This window comes from Burkholderia torrens (genome assembly GCF_984668525.1).
The window spans coordinates 1,084,670-1,110,275 of sequence record NZ_OZ480213.1 but is presented as its reverse complement, the minus strand read 5'-3'; the positions used below and the strand labels follow the sequence as shown (position 1 = coordinate 1,110,275).

Here is a 25,606-nt window from a genome sequence, read left to right as displayed (position 1 = left end):
ACGACGATTTCCGATATCGCGCGACGGCTTTGAACCAGTCCGCCGCGCACTGCACAGGAGCAGAAATGACCGCAGTTTTCGTGTTGCACCGGGCCGACGGCGCACCGTCTTTCACCGTATTCAGCAAACAGGCGTTCGGCGCGAGCGATCCGTTCGCGTCGCATCGCGAGATTGCGTGGGAAGGCCCCGACGCGATGGCCGCGGGGCGTATCGTTTTCGTCGGCGAACTGGACGTGTCGAGCTTTCCGCACATCGAAACCGTCGTCGTCGTCCAAGGCGAGCTGACGCTCGAAGCGGCCGGGGCCGCACCGCTGGTGCTCGGCCCGGGGCAAGGCGCCGTCATCGGCCGCGGCACCGCGCTGCGCATCGCCGCGCAATCGCCCGTGCTGCTGACGTTCTGCGCGGCAGCGTGCGAGACACCGACGAAACACGGCCTCTTTGCGCTGCACGCCGACGCGGACTTCAAACCATCCGCCACGCTGCCGGCCGAGGTACTGCTCGGCCCCGCGCCGCAATGCCGCAGCGATAACGTGTTTACCGACGACGGCGCTGGATACTGCGCGGGCACCTGGGATTCGACACCGTATCACCGGATCGTCCGGCCGCATCGTGCCAACGAATTCATGTTCCTGCTGGACGGCGGCGTGCGGTTCGCGGCGCCCGACGGCGACGTGCTGTCGCTCGGCGCAGGCGATGCGCTGTTCGTGCCGCGCGGCGCGTCGATCGGGTGGGAAAGCAGCGAACGCGTGGCGAAGTTCTACGTGATGCAGAACGTCAAACCCTCCACCGAACGAGACTGAGCATGTCCCCTCCGCTGCGCCATATCGAAACCTTGTCCACGCCGCCGGCCGCGGCCGACGTCGTCGTGATCGGCGGCGGCATCATCGGCGTCTTCACCGCCTACTATCTGGCCCGACGCGGGTTGTCGGTCGCGCTCGTCGAGAAGGGGCGCATCGGCGCCGAGCAGTCGAGCCGCAACTGGGGCTGGTGCCGGCAGCAGAACCGCGACGCGCGCGAGTTGCCGATGGCGAGCAAGAGCATCGATCTGTGGGAACGATTCGCCGCCGAATCGGGAGAAGACACGGGCTTTCATCGCTGCGGACTGCTGTATCTCAGCAATGACGAGGCCGAGCTGTCCCGCTGGGCCAGCTGGGGCGAATTCGCGAAGACCGCGGGCGTGACCACGTACATGCTCGACAGCAAGCAGGCCGCCGAGCGCGGACGGGCGACCGGGCGGCAGTGGAAAGGCGGCGTCTTCTCGCCGACCGACGGCACGGCCGATCCAGGGAAGGCCGCGCCGGCCGTGGCCGCCGCGCTGATCAAGCTGGGCGGCAGCGTTCACCAGCACTGCGCGGCGCGCGGCATCGAGCTCGAGGGCGGCCGCGTCGCCGGCGTCGTCACCGAGGCCGGCGTCATCAAGACGCGGACGGCCGTGATGGCCGGCGGCGCGTGGGCGTCGTCGTTCTGCCGCCAGCTCGGCATCCGGTTTCCGCAGGCGTCGATCCGTCAGTCGATCCTGAGCGTGTCGCCCGTCGAAACGCCGCTGCCGGATGCGATGTACACGTCCGGCGTGTCCATGACGCGCCGCAGCGACGGACGCTACGCATTGGCGATCAGCGGCCGCGCGCGCGTGGACCTCACGCCGCAGTTCCTGCGCTTCGCCCCGCAATTCGTGCCGATGTTCGCGAAGCGCTGGCGCAATCTGCTGCCGGGCGGCCTCGAAGGCGTGCGCGGCGGGCATGAAACGCTGAAGCGCTGGCGCCTCGATGCGCCGACGCCGATGGAAGCGGTGCGCATTCTCGATCCGAAGCCCGACATGCCGACGGTCGCCGAAACGTACCGCCGCGCGGTCGAACTGTTGCCCGAATTGCGCGAAGCGAAGATCACGCACGCATGGGCCGGCTTCGTCGACAGCACGCCTGACGGCGTGCCGGGCATCGGCGAAGTGCCGGGCGTGCCGGGGCTGATCCTCGCGGCGGGCTTTTCGGGGCACGGCTTCGGGATCGGGCCGGGCGCCGGGCACCTGATTGCGGATCTCGCGTCCGGTGCAGAGCCGTTCGTGGACCCGACGCCGTACCGGCCGGGCCGTTTCAGCGAATCCGCATGGGGCAAGGTCGCGGATTTCTAGTGCAAGGCCGTCGCGCTGACGCGGAGCAGCCTCCGGACGAGGTGCTGCGATCCGGATCGCGGGCGAGCGGCCGGATCGGGGCGGCGAACGTTCGTCGGCCTGGCAGCGCGGTGCGGTGCGGTGGACAGCTTGGGAGTGCCTGATGCGTTTCAGTTCCTACTGGCTCGATACGTCGGAGCCATTCGCGAGCAACTCGCCGACGTTGCATGACGGAAGTTGCGACGTCGTGGTGGTCGGCGGCGGCATTACCGGTTCGGCGGCTGCACTCGCGCTGGCCAAGAAAGGCGCACGCGTGATCGTCTGCGAGGCCGGCACCGTCGGGCAGGCGGCATCCGGACGCAACGGCGGCATGTGCAACAACGGCTTCGCGCAGGATTACGCGTCGCTGTCGCAGCGCCTCGGCACGGAGCTGGCCAACCGGCTCTATCTCGCGTTCGACGCGGGCGTCGACACGGTCGAGCGGCTGGTCAGGGAGGAGTCGATCGATTGCGACTTCGTGCGCCGCGGCAAGCTGAAGCTCGCGGCGAAGCCCGAGCATTACGACAAGCTCGCGCGCAGCCAGGCACTGCTCTCGGCGAGCGTGGACCCCGACACGCGCATGGTGACGAAGGCCGAACTGCGCGACGAGATCGGCTCGAACCGATATCACGGCGGCCTGCTGTTCGGCAAGAGCGCGGGGATGCACGTTGGCCGTTATGTGCGCGGTCTCGCGCGCGCCGCGCAAGCCCGCGGCGCGCACATTCTCGAGCATGCGCCGGTGCTCGGCCTGAAGCGGCAAGCGGGCGGCGCGTACGCGGTGCAAACACCGCGCGGCGAGATCCGCGCGCGCCAGGTGCTGCTCGCGAGCGGCATTTCGCAGGTCGGGCCGTTCGGCTGGGTGCGCCGCAGGATTGTGCCGGTCGGCGCGTTCATCATCGTCACCGAGCCGTTGCCGAAGGATCTGCTCGACCGCTTGCTGCCGACGCGCCGGATGGTCACCGACACGAAGAACTTCGTGAATTTCTTTCGCGTCACGCCCGACAACCGGATGCTGTTCGGCGGGCGCGCGCGGTTTGCGACGTCGAATCCGCGTTCGGACGAGAAGAGCGGCGCGATCCTGCGGCAGCAGATGGCCGCCGTGTTTCCCGAGCTGGCCGCCGTGCGCATCGACTACTGCTGGGGCGGAATGGTCGACATGACGGCCAACCGGCTGCCGCGCGCGGGCGAGCGCGACGGCGTTTACTACTCGATGGGCTATAGCGGCCACGGCACGCACATGGCCACCCTGATGGGCACGTTGATGGCCGAGATCATGGACGGACGCGCCGATCTCAACCCGTGGAAAGGTTTCGACTGGCCCGCGATTCCGGGTCACTTCGGCAAACCCTGGTTCCTGCCGTTCGTCGGCGCGTGGTATCGACTCAAGGACACGCTTCAATGAATTCCCCCGTTGTTCACCTAACGCAAGCCGGCCGGCTCGATCGTTTCTTCATCGACGGCGACTGGGTGCTGCCCGACGGCGGCGACCGGTTCGCGGTCGTCAGCCCGTCCACTGAAGACGCACTGTGCGAGATCCCGCTCGGCAGCGCGCGCGACGCCGACCGCGCGGTGCAGGCCGCGCGCAATGCGTTCGAACGCTGGTCCGCGACTTCACCGCAGGAACGTGCCGCGCTGCTCGACCGTGTGCATGCGCTGATGCTTGAGCGCGCCGAGTTGTTCGCCACCGCGCTCGCGCTGGAGATGGGCGCGCCGATCGGCTATGCCCGCGGCGCGCACGTGCCGCTCGCGGCCGAACATATCCGCGTCGCACGCGACAACCTCGCGCGCTATCCGTTCGTCGAGCGGCGCGGGACGACCGCGATCGCGCGCGAGCCGATCGGCGTATGCGCGCTGATCACGCCGTGGAACTGGCCGATCTATCAGATCACCGCGAAGGTCGGGCCGGCGCTCGCGGCGGGCTGCACGGTGGTGCTGAAGCCGAGCGAGCTGTCGCCGCTCAGCGCGCTGCTGTTCGCTGAAGTGGTCGCCGATGCGGGCGTGCCTGCCGGCGTCTTCAATCTCGTGAGCGGCAGCGGCGAAACGGTGGGCGCGGCGCTTTCGTCGCACCCGGAGGTCGACATGGTGTCGATCACCGGATCGACGCGGGCCGGCGTGCTCGTCGCGCAGGCGGCCGCGCCGACCGTCAAGCGCGTCGCGCAGGAGCTGGGCGGCAAGTCGCCGAATATCGTGTTGCCGGATGCGGACTTGCAGCGCGCGATCGCGCCGGGCGTGGCCGCCGCGTTCCGCAACATGGGGCAATCGTGCAGCGCACCGACCCGCATGATCGTGCCGCGAGCCGTGCTCGGCGAGGTCGAGGCACTGGCCGTCGCGGCGATGCAAGCGCTCGTCGTCGGCGATCCGTTCGACGAGGCAACGACGCACGGGCCGCTCGCCAATCGCGCACAGTTCGGCCGGGTCGCGCAGATGATCGACGTGGGCATCGACGAACGCGCGAAGCTGATCGCGGGCGGCCCCGGCCGGCCGGCGGGTTTCGATAAAGGCTTCTATGCGCGGCCGACGATTTTCTCCGACGTGCGCACCGACATGGCGATCGCGCAGCAGGAGATCTTCGGTCCGGTGCTCGCGATCCTGCCTTACGACACTGTCGACGAAGCGGTCGCCATCGCGAACGACACGGTCTACGGGCTCGGCGCGCATGTGCAGGGCACTGACATGGAGCGCGTGCGCGCGGTGGCCGCCCGCATCCGCTCGGGGCAGGTGCATCTGAACTATCCCGCATGGGATCCCCAGGCACCGTTCGGCGGATACAAGCAGTCGGGCAACGGCCGCGAGTACGGGATCGAAGGGATGGAGGAGTATATGGAGATCAAGTCTATCGTCGGCTATTACGACTGACCCAGCCGCTGCGCGAGATACGCGCCGGCGATACAGTTGGAAGCCCGCTACATTCCGAAGGTGCCGAAATTGGACAACCCCGTGATCCCCGACCCGACACTGCATGCGCATCATGCGCACTGGGCGAAACTGCGCCGCGACCTGCATGCGCATCCCGAATTGCGATTCGAAGAACACCGGACCGCCGACGTCGTCGCACACGAGCTCGAAGCGCTCGGCTATGCGGTGTCGCGCGGGCTGGGCGGCACGGGCGTGGTCGCGAGCCTGCCCGGCGCGGATCCGGGCCGCGGCATCGTGCTGCGCGCGGATCTCGACGCATTGCCGATCCACGAAGCCAACGACTTCGCGCATGCGTCGTGCACGCACGGGATCATGCACGCGTGCGGCCATGACGGCCACACCGTGATGTTGCTCGGCGCCGCACGCGTGCTGAAGGAGATGCCGCAGTTGCCCGGCACCGTTCATTTCGTGTTTCAGCCGGGCGAAGAGGGCGGCGCGGGCGCGCGCAAGATGATCGACGACGGGCTGTTCGAGCAATACCCGACGGAAGCGGTATTCGGCATGCACAACTGGCCCGGGTTGCCGGCCGGGCATTTCGGGTTGCGCACCGGCGCGATCATGGCCGCGGGTTCGCGCTTCAGGATCACCGTGACGGGCAAGGGCGCGCACGCGGCGCAGCCGCATCTGGGCATCGATCCGGTGCCGCTCGCGTGCTCGATGGTGCTGCAGTGCCAGACCATCGCCGCGCGGCACAAGGATCCGGTGGATCCCGCGGTCATTTCCGTCTGCATGTTCCATGCGGGCACGACGGACAACGTGATTCCCGACACCGCCGAGTTGCGCGGCACGATCCGCACGCTGTCGTCGTCATTGCAGCAGAAGCTGCAGCGCGACGTCCGGCTCGCGTGCGAGGGATTGGCGGGCGCCTATGGCGCGCAGGTCGACGTGGAATTCTTTCAGTACTACCCCGCGACGGTCAACACGCCGGCCGAGACGGCGCTGTGCGAAGCAGTGATTCGCGACACGTTCGGTGACGAACGCCTGTTTCGCGACGTGCCGCCGAACATGACGTCCGAAGACTTCGGCTTCATGCTGGAGGAGCGGCCGGGCGCTTACGTGCTGATCGGCAATGCGCAGGACGGCGTGACGGCACCGGCGCTGCATCACCCGAAATACGACTTCAACGACGACATCATTCCTGCCGGCGTCCGGTATTGGGTCGCGCTGGCGCAGCATTACTTCTCGCGATCGCCGTGATGCGTCGGGGCGGCGCTTCGATGTGATCGCCGCGGATTTTTCTGACGTGCCACGTTGCACAACGACATAAATTGGAAGGATTGCTTGATGAACCAGGAACATGAAGTAACGGAGCGCGGCGCGACGTCGGCGCTTCGCTACCGGAGATTCACCGCGGCGGACGTCCCCGCCGCCTATGCCCTTTCCATGGCGCTTCGCTGGCCGTTCCGGGCGGAAGACTGGCAGTTTTCCGCCGACACGTCGATCGCGTTCGCGGCCGAGGAAAACGGCGTCGTCATCGGCACGGCGATGTGCTGGAAGTACGGCGCGGATCGCGCGGCGATCGGGCATGTGATCGTGTCCGACGCGCATCAGGGCCGCGGCATCGGCCGCAAACTGATGGGGACGCTCCTCGACGAACTGGGTCCGCGCATCACGTTTCTGCACGCGACGCCGGCCGGTCGGCCGCTCTACGAGAAACTGGGGTTCGACGTGTGCGGATCGCTGGGCCAATATCAGGGCAACGTGGAGCGGCCCGCCGTGGTGGCCGTGCCCGATGGCGAGCGGCTGCGTGCCGGTTCGCCGGCCGACTGGCCTCGCCTGGTCGAACTCGACGCGCGTGCATCCGGCCTCGAACGCGAAGCGCTGTTGTCCGCGTTGCAGATGCGGGGAGAATGCGTCGTGCTCGAACGCGACGGCGAGGTCGTCGGGTTTTCGGTGCTGCGGCGCTTCGGTCGCGGTTACGTGATCGGCCCGGTAGTCGCGCCGCGTTCGAGCGACGATGCGTGCGCGAAGGCGCTGATCGCCTATTGGCTGACGAAACGAGACGGTGAATTCGTGCGCATCGATGTGCCTGACGGGAGCAGTTTGCCGGACTGGCTGGGCGAACAGGGACTGAAACAGGTGGATACCTGTTCGAAGATGGTTCGCAACGCGCCGGCCGCGGCACATGAGGGCGCGGCCGACCCGGTAGTCGGACTGTACGGGCTGGTCAGTCAGGCCATGTTGTAAACCGCGGCCCCGCCGCGGCGGACGGATTCAGCGGGCCCGACCCAGTTGCTCGTCGATCGTGCGGGTCAGCGGCGACTGGACATCGCCCGTGTGCCGGGTCTGCACGGGCTCGATCAGCACGATCCAGCATTCGTCGTCGGCGACCGGATTATGCTGCGTGCCGCGCGGCACGACATGCATCGAGCCGGCGGGCACGTCGGCGACGCGGCCGCCTTCGTACTCGATCCTGAGGTGGCCGCGCACGACGAAGAACAGCTCGTCTTCGTGCGCGTGGTCGTGCCATACGAGCTGGCCGCGTACTTTCGCGACCTTCACATACTGATCGTTGACCTGCGCGACCACCTTGGGCGACCAGTATTCGGATACGTCGGCGAATGCGGCCTCGAGGTCGAACGATTCGGCAAACGGAAGGGCAGGTGCGGTCATCACGTCTCCAGTGGGCGGTTGTACGCAGCCGCGATCGACACCGGCGGATGGCCGATCGCCGACAGGCAGTAACAGCCGATTATATTGACGCCGTCATTTCGCTGCCCGAGGTCCGGACGCCGCGCCGTCCGGTACATTCGCCGGGCCGCCGCCGCGTGGCCGCCGTCGCCGGCGACGGCATGGCGGTCGCGGCGAACCGGCCACGCAGCGGCGACCGGTTCCCCCCGGCAACTGCCCGCACCGCCGCGCGGCGCATGAACGCGCGGTATCGCGTTCAACGGACGAGCGCGGCCACAAAGTCGCGATAAGTCCGCAGCGGGCGGCCGAGGATCGCGGTCAACCGCTCGACGTCGCCGGCCTCCGGCATCATGCCGTCGCTGACGTAGCGTTCGGCCATCAGCCGCATTTCGTACGCCATCCATTTCGGCATGAACTTCGCGAAATTGTCTTCGAACGGCGTGGGATCGTCGCCGCCATAGGCAACCGGGCGGCCGAGCGTGTCCGACCAGATGGACGCCAGCTGCGGGCCGGTCAGCGTGTCGGGGCCGACCAGGTTGAGGGTGTCGACCGGCAGCTTGCCGGGCGCGTCGTTGCGGCGGATCAACTCGATCGCCGCGACTTCCGCGAGGTCGCGCACGTCGATCATCGCGACGCCCTTGCCGCCGATCGGGATCGGGTAGACGCCATGCCCGACGATCACGTCCTTGATCATCGATTCGTTGTCCATGAAATACGCGGCCCGCAGGATCGTCGCGCTGAAGCCCATCTGCTCGATCATCCGCTCGGCGCCGGATTTCACCGCGAAGTGCGGCACGTTCACGAAGCGGTCGGCGTGGAGGACGGACAGGTAGACGACACGCTCGATACCCGCTTCGCGGGCGAGATTCAGCGCGATCAGCGCCTGCGTGAATTCGTCGCCGGCCACGCCGTTGAGCAGGAACAGCGTGCGCACGCCGGAGAACGCGGTGCGAAGGGCGTCGACGTCGAGCATGTCGCCTTGCGCAACGGACACTGCCGCCGGAAAGTCGGCCTTGGACGGATCGCGCACCAGTACGCGCACGTCGGCGCCGCGATCGACGAGTTGACGGACGAGCTGGCGGCCCACACGGCCGGTGGCGCCGGTAACGAGAATGGTCATGATGTTCACTCCTGAGGTAACGATGGGATTGACTGCCCACGTAAGTTAGGTGATCCACATGCGATCCGGAAGATGTGATAAATAGACATGCCGTCTCATTGGTGGAACACATGGACCTGCTCGCTCTCGCCGATTTCAATCTCGTCGCCCGCCATGGCAGCTTCGGGGAAGCCGCACGCGCGGCCGATCGCCCGAAGGCGACGCTGTCGCGCCGCGTTGCGGAACTGGAGAACAGCCTGTCGCTGCGCCTGTTCGAGCGCGGCTCGCGTGGCGTGACGCTCACGCAGGAAGGGCGCGCGCTCTACGAGCGCACGGGCGTGCTGCTCGCGGAGCTCGCCGACAGCGCGTCGGCGATCGCATCGGGGAGCGAGCGGCCACGCGGCCGGCTGCGCATCAGCGCGCCGATGCTCTTTTCGCAGTTCGCGATGGGCAAGCTGGTGGCGACGTTCGCGCTGAAATATCCGGACGTCCGGCTGGAGGTGACGACGGAAGATCGGCCCGTCGACATGATCGACGAAGGCGTCGACCTCGTGATCCGCGTGAACCCGGACCCTGACGAAAGCCTGGTCGGGCGCGTGTTCCTGCGCGACCGGCTGGTCATCGTCGCGAAGCCCGGTTTGGCGCGGCCGAGCGGCGACGCGCCCGTACCGGCCGTCGTGCGCGGCGCGAACGACGGACGTGCTGCATGGGAGGTCTCACACGCGGCCGGAACGTCGCGCATCCCGATCGAACCGGTGGCACGGCTGTCGTCGTTGATCATGGTGCGCGATACGGTCCGCCTCGGACTGGGCGCCGCATGCCTGCCGGTATCGCTCGTGAGCCGCGATCTGGCCGCCGGCACGCTCGTCAGCTGGGGCGACGTGCCGGGGCCCGATATCGCGGTGTGGGCGCTGTATCCGTCGAGGCGGTTGTTGAGCGCTCGCGTTTCCGCGTTTCTCGATCACCTGAAGGATGCGTTTCCGTCCGGACAGCCGGAAGAACTCGCGGCGTATATCGAAACCGGGCAGTGAAACGGCGCCGGGCGCGGCTGCGAATACTGACCTGTCCCGGCAGGATCGTCATCGGCGGCGCCGGTGATCGGGCGGGGCGCAAGACGCCGGACTTACGTTGCCGCGTGCATGGCCTGATCGAGCAGCGCATGCGCGGCTTGCCACGCGCGCCCGGCGGCCGCGGAATCGTTGAACGCCCGTGCTTCCACCGTCGCACCATCGAGCAGCATCATGAAGACGGTCGCCAGCCGGTTTGCCGTGTCGGGCGGCACAAGCGCTTCGATCAGTTCGGTGATCCACTCGACCATCTTGCGGCGATAACGGATGGCGACATCGGAGATCGGCGCATAGGCGGTGCCGAATTCAGCCAGTGCGCGCTCGAACAGGCATCCGGCAAATTCAGGTGTGCTGAACCAGGCCCCGTACCAGTCGAAGATGGTCTTGACGCGTTCGACCGGATCGGCAATGTGCCGAAGCTGTGCATCGATGCTGCCGACGATCAGGTCGTAACGCTGGACGAGGACTTCGCGGATGAGTTCGTCCTTGCTTGCAAAATGTCGATACAGCGTCATTCGGGCGACGCCTGAATCGTCGATGATCCAGTCGACACCCACCGGGTGGAATCCGTGCCTGGAGAACAGTTCGGTCGCCTTGTCTACCACCAGTTGGCGTTTGTTGGCTCGCACGAGCGGCTCCTCCTCGATATTTCAAGCGCCATAGACCGATTATTCTAGCATCTCGCCGCTCTATAAAATTCGGCCTTCCAGCCTTCATGCGGCAGGCTTCCTTCCTCGAGAAAACTCAGCCGTCGGGCCGGTTTTCAAGTCATCTTGACTATTGGATAGACCGATATGTATCATTTGAACCCAGTAAGCGGCAATCGACGTTTTCCGGGATTGATGCGGAAATAAGGGGCGGGGTGCTTCTGTCGGGTGGTGCTGCAACGGCACGGTAACGGAATCGAGGAAGGACGGTTGCAGCGCATCGTGCGCATCCGCGTCTTCGTCGGTGCGACGTTGCCGCGATGCTTCAAGCCGAAAAGAGAACCTGAGAGAACCCTGGATGCGGTCCGGCGGACGATATCCGCCGCCGCTGCGGGGGCGGGCTCGCGGGTGAATGCGCGCGACGCAGTGCGGCGCAAATAAGAACGTGAGGAAAGTACCCATGTACCGCCGTTTACTCGCACCGGGGCTGCTGTTGCTTTTGGCCGCGTGCGCGCAGGATCCGTCCGTCACCAGCAACACGGTGCGGATCTGCGACGACACAGGTTGTTCCGATCGCCCTAAAGATCAGGTCTCCTATCAAAAAAGGGACGACGCGGAGGACCGTGAAGATCCGCGCATCGCCGCGCTGAAGCAGACCGCGAAGACCCAGCCGAAGGCCGCCTACGACCTCGGCCTGCGTTATTTCCGCGGCGACGGCGTGCGCCAGGACAGCTACCAGGCACTCAAGTGGATGCGCGAGGCCGCCGAGCGCGGCGACCTGCAGGCGCAGAAGGCGCTCGGCAGTTTCTACCTGTTCGGCCTCGAGGAAATGGGCTCCGATGCGCGCGAAGCGGAGAAGTGGCTGTCGATCGCGGCCGCCCGCGGCGACAAGGAATCGAAAAAGCTGCTCGATCTCGCGCGCAAGGCCAAGAAGGAAGACGAAGAAGACTGGAAATGGCGCACGCAATGGCGTGACGTCTATTACGGCTACTGGTACTCGGGCTATCCGTACTACGGCGTCTGGCAGCAGACGTACTGGTACTACTGACCGGGGCAAAGCAACGGGAGCAGCCGCGGGGAGACCACCATCGCGCGCCACGCCGGGGGGCTTATCGAAGTTCGCACGGACACATAAGCCGGACAACGACTCTAATCGATCGACAACGACATGAAGACCAACCTTTCTCATCGTCTCACTCAAGGTGCGCTGGTTGCAGCGCTTGGTGCGTCCGTAGCGGGGTGCGGCGGCGTGGTGACGCCCGGCGGCCAGAACGCCGGCGTGACGGGTGCCGCGGCAGGCGGTGCGAGCGCCGGCGCCGATTCGGGGCTGCAGCGCTGCGCGTCGCCGCTCGGCACGATCGCGGTCGACGACGGCCGCAACGCCGACTGGTGGGGCCCGTTCGGCAGCGCGACCAAGATGACGACGATCGATCCGCTGCTGCGCCTGGCGGTCCAGCAGTCGAACTGCTTCGTGATCACGTCGATCGGCAACCAGAAGAGCGACGCGCGCCTGTCGCGCATCACGCAGCTGCAGCGCAACTCGGGCGAATACCGCGCGGGCTCGAAGCAGCAGAAGGGCCAGCGCGTCGCGGCCGACTACTACATGGAACCGCAGATCGTCATCAACGATTCGCCGATCGGCGGCATCGGCAGCATGATCGGCGGGCTGATCGGCAACAGCGCGGTGGCGGCGGTGGCCGGGCACCTGCAGACGAAGGCGTCGGTCGTGACGCTGACGCTGTTCGACGTGCGCTCGGCGGTGCAGATCGCGGCGTCGGAAGGCAGCTCGACGGCGACCAACTACGGCGCGGCGCTGGGCGGCTTCGGCGGCGGCGTGGGCGGTGCGCTCGCGGGCTTCTCGTCGACGCCGGAAGGCAAGGCGACGGTCGTGGCGTTCATCGACGCGTACAACAAGATGGTCGTCGCACTGCGCAGCTACAAGGCGCAGGACGTCAAGGGCGGGCTGGGCCGCGGCGGCCAGCTGCAGGTCAACTGATGTTCCCGGGCCGGTGGTGTGCCGCCGGCCGATTCCTGAATCCTGATTCGTGACTGTCCGTACGCGCGACGCGATTCGCGCGTACTGGCTTCGTTCGTGCTGTTCATTCAGAAGGTGATTCCGATGAAAGCCGTTGCACTGATCGCATTGACCTGCCTCGCGCTGACCGCTTGCGGCGGCGGCGACGACAATTCCTCGCCCGCGTCGTCCGGCGGATCGGGCACGAGCAACAACGGTGGCAGCGGCGGATCGGGCGGCGGGACGCCGACCACGGGCACATCCGGCGGCAATTCGGGCTCGCCGACCGCCTCGAACCTCGATTGCGATCCGGTTTACCAGCAAGGCGATACCGTGCAGTTGCACATGTACACGCAAGCGACGTCGCAGAGCCCGTCGGTCGACAACGGCGTGTACACGCGGACCTTCGCGCCGGCGACGTTCAATGGCGTGGCGCTCACGCAGCAGGCTGAAACCACGACCGGCTCGCCGATCCAGACCAATGACTACTACCTCGTCGGTAACGGCGTGCGTACGAACTACGGCAGCGAGGTCTACAGCGGCGGCACGCTCGTGTTGCGCGACGTGAACTCGCCGCCCTATGTCGAGACGATCGGGCTCACAGGAAGCGAGACGGTGAACTACGTGGGTACGCCCGTCATTCCGTCAGGCGGCGCGCAAACGGCCGTCTCGATCCAGCGTACCTACGTCGCGCGCGAAACGGTCAGCCTCCGGAACGGCAAGGTCTTCGCGAACGCCTGCCACTATCAGACGACGGAGACGACCGCCAACCAGGCGGTGACGACCAAGACGAGCGCGGACGACTGGCTCGCGCCGGGCGTCGGCCTGGTCAAGTCGGTCGCCAACGTCGGCGGCACGCAGATCATCACGCGCGAACTGGAAGCGGCGACGGTGGCGGGCAAGTCGTATTGAGCAGCGCTTGCGGGCACGCGCGGGCGTAACGCTCGGGCAGCGCGCCGGCGGCAATATCGCACGCGCGCTCGAGGTGTCCGACCAGGGATTGCGGTAGTCGAACGCCACCAGCGCCGGGGCGACGAACGGCAACGGCAGCGTGAGCCGCGACGTCACGAGCGCACCGGGCGTCCGGAACGACATGTCGTCCGGACGCCGCACCAACAAAAGTCGACAAATCGGAACAGTTCGGTCCGGCGTTCCTGCCTACCATCCGGACGTGCCTCCCGGATTCCCTTCCGCCCTCGGCATCGGCAGATGCGCCGCCCGCATCCTGCCGCTCGTCTTTGCCTCGCATCCTGACAAGCCTTCAAGAAAGCAAAGGATTCGCCATGTCTGCCAGATCGTTCGCTTCAGTCGCGCTGATGCTGCTGCTTGCCGCGTGCGGCGGCGACGCGGATTCGTCCGCTCCCGGCACTTCCGTCGCGGCAACCGAGATGCGCGCGTTGCCGGCCGCGACCTGGAAACCGCTCGTGCCCGGCACGAGCTGGCAATGGCAGATCGACGGCAACACGATCAACGAGACCGTGCTCGACCGCGTGAACAATCCCCGCAAGATGTTCGATGTCGACATGGAGCAGACCGATGCGGCGACGATCCAGCGCCTGAAGGCGAAGGGTATCTACGTCGTCTGCTACATGGAGACCGGCGGCCGCGAAGACGGCCGCAGCGATGCGAACCGGTTTCCCGACAGCGTGCTCGGCTACCCCGTCGAAGGATACGAAGATCATGAGCGCTGGCTGGACATCCGCCAGACCAAGATCCTGATGCCGATCATGCTGGCGCGTCTCGACCTGGCGAAGAAAAAGGGCTGCGACGGCATCGAACCGGATCTGGACGACAGCTACCGGCAGGAAACGGGTTTTCCGCTGACGCGCGACGACCAGTTGCGTTACAACACGGCGCTGATCGCCGCCGCGCACGATCGGGGGATGTCGATGGGCCTCAAGAACGGCTCGGGGATCGCCACCGCGATGGCGAAGGTCGCCGACTGGGCGCTCAACGAGCAGTGCAACAGATTCCACGAGTGCGACGGCTACGCGAGTTTCATCGCGCTGAACAAGGCCGTGTTCAATGTCGAGTACACGCGCCCGGACGGCATGACGCTCGCCGATTTCTGTCCGGCGGACAACCGCGCCAACTTCGACGGCATTCTGAAATGGTCGAGCGACACGCTCGCGGCGCTGCCGCGTGCCGCCTGTCGGTTCGAGTGAGCGGCGGCACGCGACGACACCGCGTTCCGCCGCCCGCACTTCATCGTCGGCATCCGCTTCGGAAGGATGCCGAAGCCTGCATGACGCACGGTCGCCCGATGCGCGCCCGCCAATGTCCGTAAAATCCCGGCGGCGTCCTTCACCGACCCCGCAGCGGTAAATTCTTCCCTGAACGGCGGGTCGCGTTTATGATCCCGCCATGCAAGCGGTGGTCGCTGGAATCGTCTGATTGGTCGCACGACCAGTCCGTTCCTTCGGCACCGCTTTCCTTTTGCGCCCAACCATCAAAAAAATCCACGAGGCCGCCACTGCAACTCGGGGTCTCGTCGTCGTCGAATAGAAAGCGTCTGTAAATAATAATGCTGCCGACCAGTTATAACGCGTTGCTCGTTCTTCTTTCGCTCCTGATCGCCATACTGGCGTCCTACACCGTGCTGGACATGTCTGGACGTATCAGGACCGCTCGGGGGCCCGCCGCACATTGGTGGCTGGTCGGCGGGGCTTGCGTGATGGGTGCAGGCATCTGGTCGATGCATTTCGTCGGCATGCTCGCCTTCGCGTTGCCGATTCCGGTTGGCTACGATCCGGCCATTACATGGCTGTCGTTGCTGATCGCCATCGTCTGCTCCACGTGTGCGCTGTGGCTCGTCGGCAGGAACACGCTGAAGTGGTACCGGCTGTGTGGCGGGGCCCTGTTGATGGGGGCCGGCGTAGCGGGGATGCATTACACGGGCATGGCCTCCATGCGCATGTCGCCGGGCATCCGGTACGACCCGTTGCTCGTCGGCCTGTCGGTCGCGATCGCAGTGATCGCGTCGGGCGCCGTGCTGTGGATCGTATTCGTTCGGCGTGCCAATTCCTCTCGCGTGCGCCTGCTCAATCTGGGATCCGCCGTCCTGATGGGGGCCGCCATCGCCGGCATGCACTATACGGGCATGGCCGCCGCGCGATTCCCGCTGGGCAGCATCTGCGGGGCATCCGGCTCCCGCATGAACGCCGGCTGGCTTGCACTGGTCATCGTCGTCGCCACGTTGGCCATCCTCGCCATCGCGTTGATCGTCTCCATCCTCGATCTGCGTCTGGAAGCCCGCACGGCGGTACTGGCGGCATCGCTGGCCGAAGCCAACCAGGAATTGACGTATCTGGCGCTGCACGACAACCTCACCAAGCTCCCCAATCGCGTGCTGCTCGAAGACCGGATCGATCAGGCGATCCAGAACACTGATCGCGAGAAAGGGTGTTTCGCGCTGATGTTCATGGACCTCGATGGCTTCAAGGCGGTCAACGACGCCTACGGTCATCACATCGGCGATCTGTTGCTGGTCGACGTGGCACGGCGCATCGGCGCGAACCTGCGCTCGCAGGACACGATCGCCCGTCTCGGCGGCGATGAATTCGTGCTGGTCGTGGCGGTGGCCGAGCCGGCGGACGCGGCCGACGTGGCGGACAAGGTGCTGGCGGTGATTCGACAGCCGTTCCGCGTGGCCGAGCACGAATTGCGCGTGTCGGCCAGTATCGGTATCGCGCTTTATCCGGGCAACGGCAGCGATTTCCGGGACCTGATGACCAACGCCGATGCCGCGATGTATCACGCGAAGGCACTTGGCCGGAACGCGTACTGTTTCTTCGAAGCATCGATGAACGCGAATGTCCGCGAGCACTTGAAAATCGTCCAGGAACTCCGATTGGCGCTGGAGCGGCGTGAACTGGTCCTGCATTACCAGCCGAAGTTCGAGGTGCCCCATGGGCCGATCATCGGCGTCGAGGCGTTGTTGCGATGGATGCACCCGACACGCGGCCTCATTTCACCCGATCAGTTCATCCCGATCGCGGAAAAGACCGGCTTGATCGTGCCGATCGGCGAATGGGTGCTGGACGAGGCCTGCCGGCAGATGCGCGCGTGGTGCGATGCAGGTCGAACCGACTGGACGATGGCCGTCAACCTGTCGCCGCTGCAATTCGGCCACGCGAGCCTGATCCGGGTCGTGCAGGAGGCATTGGAACGGCACGGGCTGGAGCCGCACTGCCTGACGCTGGAGATCACCGAATCCACCGCGATGCGCGACGCCGACGCCAGCTTGAGAATCCTGCAGCAGCTTCACGACATGGGCGTGCGCATTTCCATCGACGACTTCGGGACGGGCTATTCGAGCCTGCTCTATCTCAAACGCTTGCCGGCCAGCGAACTCAAGATCGACCGCGGCTTCATCCGCGATCTCGAACACGACACCGAAGATGCCGCGATCATTTCCGCGATCGTCGCGCTCGGTCGGGCGCTCGACCTGAAGATCGTCGCGGAGGGCGTTGAAACGACGGCGCAGCAGCAGTTCCTGACGAGACTCGGCTGCAATTCGCTGCAGGGCTTCCTGCTCGGGCGTCCGATGCCGGCGGATCACTTCATCGAAATGGCCACGCACGGCAATGCGATCAAGAACGTTTGATGGTGGATCGGAACGCGTCCGCATCATACTCAATTAAGGGGCTCGATCATAAGGATCGGCCGGCGTCCGTTGTCAGCGCACGCACTTTGGAAAACTGGATGATTTGCGGCGATTGGCCGGGTATTTCGTCGGGGTGAACCGATTCCTTTGAATTCCTGGCGGGAAAAGGGATGGCGGGCGATCGCCGGCTGCTTCCACACGTGACTTGTACGAGTAAACCGAAACCGTCAGACTGTCGCTGAATCCTCGGCACGGGATTCATGAAACGAATGCTGCTCGATTCAGAAGATAAATTTCGAGAAGACCGCGTCGGCCGGTATGCTTTGTGTCGCCGGCCACAGGGCCGACGCCGGATATCGAGTACGGAACCTGGCGATGGAGACAACATGTTCGCGGCTGCATCAGGGCTGCGCTGCTGATCCAGGTTGACCTGTTTCACCAAGGCCGGGCGCCTGAATTTGGCAACGCGAAACGCGGGGCCGAATGCTGCGCGCGGCCGCAACTGACAGATCACAAAATGACATTGCAGATTGGGATTCCTCTGGAGATAGCCACCGGCGAACGGCGCGTAGCGACCGTACCCGAGGTGGTCGAGAAACTGATCAAGCTGGGGTTCTCGGTGGCCGTGCAAAGCGGCGCCGGGGCAGGTGCGAATTTCGACGACGACGCCTACCGTGCGGCCGGCGCAACCGTTGCCGCGACGGCGGCCGAGCTCTGGTCCGGCAGCGACATCGTGTTCAAGGTACGCCCGCCGACCAGCGACGAAGTCGCGCTGATGCGCGAGGGCGGCACGCTGATCGGTTTCGTCTGGCCGGCCCAGAATCCCGAACTGATGGAGCAGCTGGCCGCGAAGCGCGCCACCGTGCTGGCGATCGATTCGCTGCCGCGCACGCTGTCGCGCGCGCAGAAGATGGACGCGCTCACGTCGATGGCCGGCATCAGCGGCTACCGCGCGGTGATCGAGGCCGCGCATGCGTTCGGCCGCTTCCTGAACGGCCAGGTCACGGCGGCCGGCAAGGTCCCGCCGGCCAAGGTCTTCATCGCCGGTGCCGGTGTGGCGGGCCTCGCCGCGATCGGCACCGCGGCCAGCCTCGGCGCGATCGTGCGCGCCAACGACACGCGAGCGGAAGTGGCCGACCAGGTCAAGTCGCTGGGCGGCGAATTCGTCAAGGTCGACTACGAAGAGGAAGGCTCGGGCGGCGGCGGTTACGCGAAGGTGATGAGCGAAGGCTTCCAGCAGGCGCAGCGCGCGATGTACGCGCAGCAGGCCAAGGACGCCGACATCATCATCACGACCGCGCTGATCCCCGGCAAGCCCGCACCGAAGCTGATCACGGCCGAGATGGTGCAGTCGATGAAGCCCGGCAGCGTGATCGTCGACATGGCCGCCGAACAGGGCGGCAACTGCGAACTCACGGTGCCCGGCGAGGCCGTCGTGCGCCACGGCGTGACGATCGTCGGCTATACCGATCTCGCGTCGCGCCTGTCGCGGCAGTCGTCCACGTTGTATGCGACCAACCTGCTGCGCGTGGTCGAGGAGCTGTGCAAGGCCAAGGACGGCACGATCAACGTCGACTTCGACGACGACGCGATCCGCGGCCTCACCGTCATCAAGGAAGGCAACATTACGTGGCCGCCGCCGCCGATCAAGCAGGCGGTCGTCGCGCCCAAGCCCCCGGCAGCACCTGTCGCGGCCGCGCCCGCGAAGTCCAAGGGCCACGGCCACGGCGGCGAGCCGATGTCGGCCAAGGCGCTCGCGATCGTGTTCGCCGTCGGCGCGCTGGCTTTCCTGCTGGTCGGCCAGTTCGCACCGGCCAGCTTCCTGTCGCACTTCACGGTGTTCGTGCTCGCGTGCTTCGTCGGCTACATGGTGATCTGGAACGTCACGCCGTCGCTGCATACGCCGCTGATGAGCGTGACCAACGCGATCTCGTCGATCATCGCGATCGGCGCGCTCGTGCAGGTCGCGCCGCCCCTCGGTGAGCTGGCCAACGCCGGCGACCGCCCGTCGGGGCTGATCCTCGGCCTCGCGGTCGGTGCGCTCATGCTCACGGCCGTCAACATGTTCGGCGGCTTCGCGGTCACGCGACGCATGCTGGCGATGTTCCGCAAATAAGGGGACGACAAAACAATGACTGCAAACCTGACTACCGTCTCCTATATCGGCGCCGCGATCCTGTTCATCCTCAGCCTCGGCGGGCTGGCCAACCCTGAAACCGCGCGTCGCGGCAACCTGCTCGGGATGATCGGCATGCTGATCGCCGTGCTGGCCACCGTGGCCGGTCCGCGCGTGTCGGCCGCGGGCATTCCGTACGTGGTCGCCGCGCTGGTCGTCGGCGGCGCCGTCGGCCTGTACGCCGCGAAGAAGGTGCAGATGACGCAGATGCCGGAACTGGTCGCGCTGATGCACAGCCTGGTCGGTCTCGCGGCCTGCCTCGTCGGCTTCGCAAGCTACATCGACACGTCGCTGCAATTCACCGGAGCCGAGAAGGCGATCCACGAAGTGGAGATCTACGTCGGCATCCTGATCGGTGCCGTCACCTTCGCGGGTTCGATCATCGCGTTCGGCAAGCTGTCGGGCAAGATCGGCGGCAAGCCGCTGCTGCTGCCGGCGCGGCACTGGATGAACCTCGCCGCGCTGCTGATCGTGATCTACTACGGCCGCGCGTTCCTGCATGCGGAAACGATCCAGGACGGCATGCTGCCGCTCGTCGTGATGACGGTGATCTCGCTGCTGTTCGGCGTGCACATGGTGATGGCGATCGGCGGCGCGGACATGCCGGTCGTGGTGTCGATGCTCAACAGCTACTCGGGGTGGGCGGCAGCGGCCACCGGCTTCATGCTCGGCAACGACCTGCTGATCGTGATCGGCGCGCTGGTCGGCTCGTCGGGTGCGATCCTGTCGTACATCATGTGCCGCGCGATGAACCGCAACTTCATCAGCGTGATCGCCGGTGGTTTCGGCAGCGGCGCGGGCGCACCGGCGGCAGCCGGCGGCGGCGCGGCGCAACCGGCTGGCGAGGCGGTCGCGGTGAGCGCCGCGGAAACGGCCGAGCTGCTGCGCGAGGCGAAGCGCGTGATCATCGTACCCGGCTATGGGATGGCCGTTGCACAGGCCCAGCACACGGTGTTCGAGCTGACGAAGCTGCTGCGCGAGAAGGGCGTCGACGTGCGCTTCGCGATTCACCCGGTCGCGGGCCGCATGCCGGGGCACATGAACGTGCTGCTGGCCGAAGCGAAGGTGCCGTACGACATCGTGCTCGAAATGGACGAGATCAACGACGACTTCCCCGAAGCCGACGTGTCGATGGTGATCGGCGCGAACGACATCGTGAACCCGGCGGCGCAGGACGACCCGACGAGCCCGATCGCCGGCATGCCGGTGCTGGAGGTGTGGAAGGCGAAGACGTCGATCGTGATGAAGCGCAGCATGGCTTCGGGTTATGCGGGCGTCGACAATCCGCTGTTCTACAAGGACAACAACCGCATGTTGTTCGGCGACGCGAAGTCGATGCTGAACGAGGTGTTCGGCATGCTGAAGGCCTGATGCGGGTTTGGACTCGAGTCGATGATGGATCAGGTGACGGCCGGCAACATCCGGCTGTCGCCAGCAACACAGGCACCGCGGGGGCGAGACCATGCGCACGCGCCCCTGCGATCGCCAGATGTCCGGCCGCCCTGCGCGGCACGACGCCCGAGACACGCTCGAGATACCTGCCTGCGCAGGCCGGCACAAGCGCGGCATGTCATGATCTGCCGCCACTCTCCCACGTTCCATTCCGAGTCGCGTGCGTAACGACGCGAGATCGCCGATCGATTTCGTCATGCCGTCGTGACGAGGGCCGCTGGCCAGCAGGGCGTCCGCCATTTCCAGCGCACCTTGCCGGTATTTAAATCGATTGACAGTTTTTTTGGGGTGGATTTAGGCCTGCTGGCCGCCGGTATTTACCGGATTTCCCTAAGTGCCGAAAAGTGTCGTGAATCCGTCGGCGTGCCGATATTGCGAAGGTAAATACCGGCAACGCGCAAAGGCGCTTGACGATCCATTCAGTTCGCGTTTTTCGGACGTAACCATTCCGCAATGGCAACGATCGGGGCGTTCCGGAACATGTTCCCATCCGACGCGCGTTACGACGTGCCGTTACGTAACGGGTGCGAATGTTTCAGTTGCGCAAACGTTGCACTCGATTATTCCGATTTATTCATACTTTTCCGTTTCCGTACATAGGTCATTGGTTTAACAAGGTTTTTCCGCGTTGCAGCAAAAATGCGGGACTTGATGGCATGGTTCGTGCGTTAAATGGTACGTGCCGAAGTAGTTAATACCATAACGCTAGACCAATCATGAATCACATCCACATTCCGATATCCGGACGCGACGCGGGGGCGAAGCGGTCGATTCCGGGCCTTCACTTGATCAATCGCGTTCGTGCGCCCATCCATTCGGGATGGCTCGGGCGCGGCCTCTCCTTTGTCATGCCGAACCGTGCCGATACGCCATCGCGGCGTCAGCGCATCGGTGCGGAGGCGTACGCCTAAGCAACTCGCAGTCCGTTCGTCGTCTGGATTCCTGGCGGGAATCGAACTGTTCATCCGATAAAGGTGCGTTCGATTTCATGTAGGAATACGAATTTATTGATTGATTCATCGATGGACGATTGGCGTCCTGGATGAATGTTGTCGATGCATCGGGATACCGAGGGTGGAGCGTGTCCGGCGTCAGCGCGGGCATGGCCGGGCGGTGCGATGGGGGCGTCGCGCGCTGAAAAACCGGATGTTGAGGAGTACATGAAATTGAGCGCGATCGAGCTTGTCGACAACGGCGTCGGGCACCGGCTTGAAAACCCGGGGCGGTTGTCGCCGGAAATCATCGAAGTGCAGACCGGCAGCCATCTCGGCGAAGACGACATCGCGCGCTTCGACGGCGCATACGGGCGCGTTTGACGGCAAATGCGGCGCCGTCGCGCGCCGCCTGGAGAAGAGTCATGTTCGGAGTTCAGTCGATTGTTGCTCGTTTGCTCGATGCACTCGTCGTAGTGCTGGCGGCGGCCGTCGCGTCTTATGTGCGGTTCGATGACGATACGCTCGGCCGGCCGGACGCGATGGTCGTCCCGTTCGTCGTGATGCTGACGCTTGCCGTCTTCCCGGCATGCCAGGTGTACCAGTCGTGGCGCGGACGGTCGTGGATCGCGATGATCAGCCGCATCAGTGCCGCATGGGTCGCCGTACAGGCGTGCAACCTCGTGCTGCTGTTCGCGATGCATCGCGTCGATCACGTGTCGCGGCTGTGGTTCGTCTACTGGACGGCGATCGCGGCATGCGGATTCATCGTCATCCGCCTGGTCGCATACACGATGCTCGCGCGGGTCCGGCATGCGGGCCTGAATCTTCGCAAGGTGGCGATCGTCGGCAACGGCGCGCATGCGGTGCGGGTGATCGAAACGCTCGCGCTGTCCCCTGCCAGCGGGTTCCGCCCCGTGGTGCTCCACGATCCCGCGGGACGGTCCAACGGCATCATCCCGGCGATCGCGGATTTCGCCGCGTTCGCCGCGGCCGTGCGAGCCGAAGCCGCGACGGAGATCTGGCTCGCGTTGCCGATCTCGGAGGAACGGACGATCCGCAAGGTACTGAAGACGTTCGGCGACGATCTGATCAACATCCGCTTCATGCCGGACATGTGCAGCATCGCGCTGCTCGGCGGCACGATGATGGATCTCGTCGGCATGCCGGCGATCAACCTGGTGGCGTCGCCGATGTCGCACCGCGCATTGATGCAGAAGGCACTGTTCGACCGCGTGTTCGCGGCCGCGGCACTCGTCGCGCTGGCGCCGCTGCTCGGCGCGATCGCGCTGGCGGTCAAGTTGTCGTCGCCGGGCCCGGTGCTGTTTACGCAGACCCGGAAAGGCGCCGATGGCCGGGTGTTCCGGATCTACAAGTTCCGCACGATGCGCGTGCACGCCGAACAGGCAGGCATCGTGCGCCAGGCCACGCGCGGCGACACACGCATCACGCGCATCGGTGCGTTTCTGCGCCGCACGAGCCTCGACGAACTGCCGCAGTTCTTCAACGTGCTGCGCGGCGACATGTCGGTCGTCGGGCCGAGACCGCACGCGATCGAGCACGACGATCTGTACCGGCCGCTCGTCGAAGGTTACATCCATCGTTACCGGATCAAGCCCGGCATCACCGGATGGGCGCAGGTCAACGGCTATCGAGGCGAAACGGATCACCTCGACAAGATGGTCGGCCGCGTGCAGCACGACCTCTATTACCTGCGCAACTGGTCCTTCGGGTTCGACATGAAGATTGTCGCCGCCACGGTGCTGAAGGGCTTCGTTCATCCGAACGCCTACTGAGCCCCGCCATGATCGAACGCATTCTGGTCGTCTGCGACGGCAATGCATGCCGCAGCCCGATGGCGAGCGCGATGCTGGCGCGCGCACTGCCGTCCGTGCAGGTGCGCTGCGCCGGGCTGATCGCGCTGGCCGGGCGGCCGGCCGCACAGGCCGCGATCGACGTCATGCGCGAGCGCGGCTTCGACATCACGTCCCATATCGCGCAGCCGGTGCATCTCGGCCACGTGCGCGCATCGCAGCTGATTCTCGCGATGACGCTCGTGCAATGCCGCGAGATCGAGCGCCGCTATCCGTTCGCGCGCGGCCGCGTTTTCCAGCTCGACCATGCGACGAAACGCGACATCGCGGATCCCGTCGGCAAGTCGACGGACGTCTTCGACGCGGTGGCGCGTCATATCGAGCGCGCGGTCGCGCACTGGATCGCGCGGATTCCGGCGGCCATCGCACGCGGAGGCGGCTGATGCGACACCTCGCCCGTCACTTCGTGCTGTTCGTCGGCTTCGCGTGTGCGTCGGCGGCGCACGGTAGCGCGCCGGCGGCGCGCCCCGCGATGAACGCCGCGCCGAATCCGCCGCGGTGGATCGCCGGCCTCGCGGATCCCGCATCGAAAACGTCGAATCCCTGGCGCGGTTCGATCGCGAAGCCGGCGGCCGCATCCGGCGTCGCCGTGCCGTCGGCCGGCAACTATGCGCCGCTGCCGATCGAGCGGCAGATGCGTGCGTTGTCGATCGACGCGCCGGGCATGCCGAGCGCGCATCGCACGCGCCGTGCGGCACGCGTCCCGATCCGGGCGCACGGCGGGACCGACGGCACGGCGGACGACTGGCCGGGTATCGCGCCGCCCTGGTCGCGCTCGCCATGGTGACCGACCGGACCGCACGCAATGAAAAAAGCCGTGAGCAACGCGCCACGAACGGCATGGACGACAGCGCGACATATGAGGCAGGCAGCAATGGGTAAATCATTCGACGTGGTATCGACACGCAGCAGACGGGGCCACGCATTGGCAGCGCTCGTGCTGTCCATGTTCCTGACGGGATGCGCCGTCGCGCCCGGCATGCGAATGACCGGTTCGCAGGTGTTGCCGGTGACCAGCGCGCGCAACGGCGAGCCGGCGCAGTCGCTCGATGTGCCGATCCGGGAAATCGACGTCGACCTGCTGAACGCGATGCGCGACGACAGCGATGCGGCCGCGAATGTCGACACGCTGCTGCGTGAGCACGCGAAGGGCGCCTATCGGATCGGCGCCGGCGACGTGCTGCAGATCACCGTGTGGGACCACCCCGAACTGTCTGCCGCGGCACCGACGAGCCAGTCGTCGTCGACGCAACGGCCGAGCGACCCCGTCGGCGGCTTCGTCGTCGATGAAACCGGCAGCGTGCAGTTTCCGTATGTCGGCACGATCGCGGTCGCGGGGCGGACGACGACCGAGGTCCGCGATGCATTCCGCGTCGCGCTGACGAAGACGTTCCGCGACCCGCAGGTCACCGTGCGGGTGACGTCGTACCGCAGCCAGCAGGTCTATGTCGAGGGCGAGGTGCGCAATCCGGGCGGTCAGCCGATCAACGACGTGCCGATGACGCTGATCGAGGCGCTCGATCGCGCGGGCGGCCTTCAACCGACGGCCGACCGAAGCCGCATCGAGCTGATGCGCGGCGACGAGCATTACGTGCTGAACCTGTCCCAGCTCGTCGCGCGACGGATCGACCCGGCCCGCATCCTGTTGCGCAACCGGGACGTGCTGCGCGTGCAGTCGCGTGAAGACAGCGGTGCGTTCGTGATGGGCGAGGTCACGAAGCCGACGCTCGCGCTGCCGCTTCGCGACGGCTCGCTGACGCTCGGCGATGCGTTGCAGCAGGCCGGCAGCTTCAACAGCGGCACCGCGGACACCGCGCAGGTCTACGTGATTCGCGGTCGCGGCTCGCGCACGCCCGACGTGTTCCACCTCGACGCGAAGTCGCCGGTTGCGATGGTGCTCGCGAACGACTTCAGGCTGGCGCCGAAGGACGTCGTCTATGTCGACGGCAACGGCCTCGTCCGGCTCAGCCGCGTGCTGTCGCTGCTGCTGCCCGCCATCAATGCCGGCATGACCGGCGCGCTGGTCGCGAAATGACCCGCCGGAAC

Annotated in this window: 22 protein-coding genes and 1 pseudogene; 19 read left to right on the top strand and 4 right to left on the bottom strand. The window is 65.9% G+C overall.

Annotated features, from left to right (window positions below):
• Positions 1 to 65 precede the first annotated feature (65 nt).
• The 6 genes from AC5LXX_RS35240 to AC5LXX_RS35215 all read left to right on the top strand — a co-directional run bounded on the left by AC5LXX_RS35240 (position 66) and on the right by AC5LXX_RS35215 (position 7,249).
• A complete protein-coding gene (locus AC5LXX_RS35240) occupies positions 66 to 800 on the top strand; it encodes a cupin domain-containing protein (protein WP_493413788.1) in 735 nt (244 codons plus the stop codon).
• A gap of 2 nt (positions 801 to 802) precedes the next feature.
• Positions 803 to 2,128 carry an NAD(P)/FAD-dependent oxidoreductase gene (locus tag AC5LXX_RS35235; RefSeq protein ID WP_322084734.1) on the top strand — a complete coding sequence of 442 codons (1,326 nt, stop codon included), beginning with the start codon at positions 803 to 805 and terminating at the stop codon, positions 2,126 to 2,128.
• Positions 2,129 to 2,270: 142 nt separating this feature from the next.
• On the top strand, positions 2,271 to 3,548 hold the full coding sequence (locus tag AC5LXX_RS35230) for an NAD(P)/FAD-dependent oxidoreductase (protein ID WP_493413787.1): 1,278 nt from the start codon (positions 2,271 to 2,273) through the stop codon (positions 3,546 to 3,548).
• Positions 3,545 to 5,002, top strand: a complete 1,458-nt coding sequence (locus tag AC5LXX_RS35225; RefSeq protein WP_493413786.1) for an aldehyde dehydrogenase family protein — start codon at positions 3,545 to 3,547, stop codon at positions 5,000 to 5,002. The genes AC5LXX_RS35230 and AC5LXX_RS35225 overlap by 4 nt, the downstream gene beginning before the upstream one ends.
• 69 nt (positions 5,003 to 5,071) lie before the next feature.
• Positions 5,072 to 6,259 carry a M20 aminoacylase family protein gene (locus AC5LXX_RS35220; protein ID WP_493414346.1) on the top strand — a complete coding sequence of 396 codons (1,188 nt, stop codon included), beginning with the start codon at positions 5,072 to 5,074 and terminating at the stop codon, positions 6,257 to 6,259.
• 87 nt (positions 6,260 to 6,346) lie between these two features.
• Positions 6,347 to 7,249 (top strand): GNAT family N-acetyltransferase, encoded by a 903-nt coding sequence (locus tag AC5LXX_RS35215; RefSeq protein WP_493413785.1) that lies wholly within the window; start codon positions 6,347 to 6,349, stop codon positions 7,247 to 7,249.
• Between the two features lie 27 nt (positions 7,250 to 7,276).
• Here AC5LXX_RS35215 and AC5LXX_RS35210 read toward each other — a convergent pair whose 3' ends face one another.
• The gene (locus tag AC5LXX_RS35210; RefSeq protein WP_124456820.1) at positions 7,277 to 7,675 is read right to left on the bottom strand and encodes a cupin domain-containing protein; all 399 of its coding nucleotides are present in this window, start codon (positions 7,673 to 7,675) and stop codon (positions 7,277 to 7,279) included.
• Positions 7,676 to 7,949: 274 nt separating this feature from the next.
• On the bottom strand, positions 7,950 to 8,813 hold the full coding sequence (locus tag AC5LXX_RS35205; protein ID WP_493413784.1) for an SDR family oxidoreductase: 864 nt from the start codon (positions 8,811 to 8,813) through the stop codon (positions 7,950 to 7,952).
• Between the two features lie 110 nt (positions 8,814 to 8,923).
• Between AC5LXX_RS35205 and AC5LXX_RS35200 the strand changes: the two genes are divergently transcribed.
• Positions 8,924 to 9,823 carry a LysR family transcriptional regulator gene (locus AC5LXX_RS35200; protein ID WP_493413783.1) on the top strand — a complete coding sequence of 300 codons (900 nt, stop codon included), beginning with the start codon at positions 8,924 to 8,926 and terminating at the stop codon, positions 9,821 to 9,823.
• A gap of 92 nt (positions 9,824 to 9,915) precedes the next feature.
• Here AC5LXX_RS35200 and AC5LXX_RS35195 read toward each other — a convergent pair whose 3' ends face one another.
• Together AC5LXX_RS35195 and AC5LXX_RS35190 are read right to left on the bottom strand one after the other, a co-directional pair.
• The gene (locus tag AC5LXX_RS35195) at positions 9,916 to 10,488 is read right to left on the bottom strand and encodes a TetR/AcrR family transcriptional regulator (RefSeq protein WP_493413782.1); all 573 of its coding nucleotides are present in this window, start codon (positions 10,486 to 10,488) and stop codon (positions 9,916 to 9,918) included.
• 84 nt (positions 10,489 to 10,572) lie between these two features.
• Positions 10,573 to 10,968, bottom strand: a complete 396-nt coding sequence (locus tag AC5LXX_RS35190; protein WP_493413781.1) for a hypothetical protein — start codon at positions 10,966 to 10,968, stop codon at positions 10,573 to 10,575.
• On the opposite strand from AC5LXX_RS35190, the gene AC5LXX_RS35185 reads away from it, so the two are divergent.
• The 12 genes and pseudogenes from AC5LXX_RS35185 to AC5LXX_RS35130 all read left to right on the top strand — a co-directional run bounded on the left by AC5LXX_RS35185 (position 10,967) and on the right by AC5LXX_RS35130 (position 25,595).
• Positions 10,967 to 11,554, top strand: a complete 588-nt coding sequence (locus tag AC5LXX_RS35185; protein ID WP_493412080.1) for a tetratricopeptide repeat protein — start codon at positions 10,967 to 10,969, stop codon at positions 11,552 to 11,554. The two genes, AC5LXX_RS35190 and AC5LXX_RS35185, sit on opposite strands and share 2 nt — an antisense overlap.
• A gap of 120 nt (positions 11,555 to 11,674) precedes the next feature.
• Positions 11,675 to 12,502: a hypothetical protein gene (locus AC5LXX_RS35180; RefSeq protein WP_124457137.1), complete on the top strand. Its 828-nt coding sequence runs from the start codon at positions 11,675 to 11,677 to the stop codon at positions 12,500 to 12,502.
• 123 nt (positions 12,503 to 12,625) lie between these two features.
• Complete coding sequence (locus AC5LXX_RS35175; protein WP_493413780.1) at positions 12,626 to 13,432, top strand: hypothetical protein; 807 nt, start codon at positions 12,626 to 12,628, stop codon at positions 13,430 to 13,432.
• 371 nt (positions 13,433 to 13,803) lie between these two features.
• On the top strand, positions 13,804 to 14,685 hold the full coding sequence (locus AC5LXX_RS35170; RefSeq protein WP_493413779.1) for an endo alpha-1,4 polygalactosaminidase: 882 nt from the start codon (positions 13,804 to 13,806) through the stop codon (positions 14,683 to 14,685).
• Positions 14,686 to 15,044: 359 nt separating this feature from the next.
• A complete protein-coding gene (locus AC5LXX_RS35165) occupies positions 15,045 to 17,126 on the top strand; it encodes a putative bifunctional diguanylate cyclase/phosphodiesterase (protein WP_124455709.1) in 2,082 nt (693 codons plus the stop codon).
• Between the two features lie 517 nt (positions 17,127 to 17,643).
• On the top strand, positions 17,644 to 19,242 hold the full coding sequence (locus AC5LXX_RS35160) for a Re/Si-specific NAD(P)(+) transhydrogenase subunit alpha (protein ID WP_493413778.1): 1,599 nt from the start codon (positions 17,644 to 17,646) through the stop codon (positions 19,240 to 19,242).
• A gap of 15 nt (positions 19,243 to 19,257) precedes the next feature.
• Entirely contained in the window at positions 19,258 to 20,673 is a 1,416-nt protein-coding gene (gene pntB / locus AC5LXX_RS35155; protein ID WP_124455707.1) for a Re/Si-specific NAD(P)(+) transhydrogenase subunit beta, read from the top strand.
• A 1,232-nt stretch (positions 20,674 to 21,905) separates the two neighbouring features.
• A pseudogene (gene cpsB / locus AC5LXX_RS35150) lies at positions 21,906 to 22,070 on the top strand (mannose-1-phosphate guanylyltransferase/mannose-6-phosphate isomerase); the annotation flags it as partial.
• Between the two features lie 41 nt (positions 22,071 to 22,111).
• Complete coding sequence (locus AC5LXX_RS35145; RefSeq protein ID WP_493413777.1) at positions 22,112 to 23,482, top strand: undecaprenyl-phosphate glucose phosphotransferase; 1,371 nt, start codon at positions 22,112 to 22,114, stop codon at positions 23,480 to 23,482.
• A gap of 8 nt (positions 23,483 to 23,490) precedes the next feature.
• The gene (locus AC5LXX_RS35140) at positions 23,491 to 23,943 is read left to right on the top strand and encodes an arsenate reductase/protein-tyrosine-phosphatase family protein (RefSeq protein WP_493413776.1); all 453 of its coding nucleotides are present in this window, start codon (positions 23,491 to 23,493) and stop codon (positions 23,941 to 23,943) included.
• Positions 23,943 to 24,347: a hypothetical protein gene (locus AC5LXX_RS35135; protein ID WP_493413775.1), complete on the top strand. Its 405-nt coding sequence runs from the start codon at positions 23,943 to 23,945 to the stop codon at positions 24,345 to 24,347. The genes AC5LXX_RS35140 and AC5LXX_RS35135 overlap by 1 nt, the downstream gene beginning before the upstream one ends.
• A gap of 87 nt (positions 24,348 to 24,434) precedes the next feature.
• Positions 24,435 to 25,595 (top strand): polysaccharide biosynthesis/export family protein, encoded by a 1,161-nt coding sequence (locus AC5LXX_RS35130; protein WP_493413774.1) that lies wholly within the window; start codon positions 24,435 to 24,437, stop codon positions 25,593 to 25,595.
• Positions 25,596 to 25,606 lie beyond the last annotated feature (11 nt).

Excerpts from the sequence above, each read along its gene's own strand:
- AC5LXX_RS35135 (WP_493413775.1), top strand. The coding sequence starts at position 23,943 with ATGCGACACCTCGCCCGTCACTTCGTGCTGTTCGTCGGCTTCGCGTGT.
- AC5LXX_RS35200 (WP_493413783.1), top strand. The coding sequence starts at position 8,924 with ATGGACCTGCTCGCTCTCGCCGATTTCAATCTCGTCGCCCGCCATGGC.
- pntB (WP_124455707.1), top strand. The coding sequence starts at position 19,258 with ATGACTGCAAACCTGACTACCGTCTCCTATATCGGCGCCGCGATCCTG.
- AC5LXX_RS35160 (WP_493413778.1), top strand. The coding sequence starts at position 17,644 with ATGACATTGCAGATTGGGATTCCTCTGGAGATAGCCACCGGCGAACGG.
- AC5LXX_RS35210 (WP_124456820.1), bottom strand. The coding sequence starts at position 7,675 with ATGACCGCACCTGCCCTTCCGTTTGCCGAATCGTTCGACCTCGAGGCC.
- AC5LXX_RS35175 (WP_493413780.1), top strand. The coding sequence starts at position 12,626 with ATGAAAGCCGTTGCACTGATCGCATTGACCTGCCTCGCGCTGACCGCT.
- AC5LXX_RS35205 (WP_493413784.1), bottom strand. The coding sequence starts at position 8,813 with ATGACCATTCTCGTTACCGGCGCCACCGGCCGTGTGGGCCGCCAGCTC.
- AC5LXX_RS35130 (WP_493413774.1), top strand. The coding sequence starts at position 24,435 with ATGGGTAAATCATTCGACGTGGTATCGACACGCAGCAGACGGGGCCAC.
- AC5LXX_RS35190 (WP_493413781.1), bottom strand. The coding sequence starts at position 10,968 with ATGGGTACTTTCCTCACGTTCTTATTTGCGCCGCACTGCGTCGCGCGC.
- AC5LXX_RS35215 (WP_493413785.1), top strand. The coding sequence starts at position 6,347 with ATGAACCAGGAACATGAAGTAACGGAGCGCGGCGCGACGTCGGCGCTT.
- AC5LXX_RS35240 (WP_493413788.1), top strand. The coding sequence starts at position 66 with ATGACCGCAGTTTTCGTGTTGCACCGGGCCGACGGCGCACCGTCTTTC.
- AC5LXX_RS35165 (WP_124455709.1), top strand. The coding sequence starts at position 15,045 with ATGCTGCCGACCAGTTATAACGCGTTGCTCGTTCTTCTTTCGCTCCTG.
- AC5LXX_RS35145 (WP_493413777.1), top strand. The coding sequence starts at position 22,112 with ATGTTCGGAGTTCAGTCGATTGTTGCTCGTTTGCTCGATGCACTCGTC.
- AC5LXX_RS35230 (WP_493413787.1), top strand. The coding sequence starts at position 2,271 with ATGCGTTTCAGTTCCTACTGGCTCGATACGTCGGAGCCATTCGCGAGC.
- AC5LXX_RS35140 (WP_493413776.1), top strand. The coding sequence starts at position 23,491 with ATGATCGAACGCATTCTGGTCGTCTGCGACGGCAATGCATGCCGCAGC.
- AC5LXX_RS35180 (WP_124457137.1), top strand. The coding sequence starts at position 11,675 with ATGAAGACCAACCTTTCTCATCGTCTCACTCAAGGTGCGCTGGTTGCA.
- AC5LXX_RS35235 (WP_322084734.1), top strand. The coding sequence starts at position 803 with ATGTCCCCTCCGCTGCGCCATATCGAAACCTTGTCCACGCCGCCGGCC.
- AC5LXX_RS35170 (WP_493413779.1), top strand. The coding sequence starts at position 13,804 with ATGTCTGCCAGATCGTTCGCTTCAGTCGCGCTGATGCTGCTGCTTGCC.
- AC5LXX_RS35225 (WP_493413786.1), top strand. The coding sequence starts at position 3,545 with ATGAATTCCCCCGTTGTTCACCTAACGCAAGCCGGCCGGCTCGATCGT.
- AC5LXX_RS35185 (WP_493412080.1), top strand. The coding sequence starts at position 10,967 with ATGTACCGCCGTTTACTCGCACCGGGGCTGCTGTTGCTTTTGGCCGCG.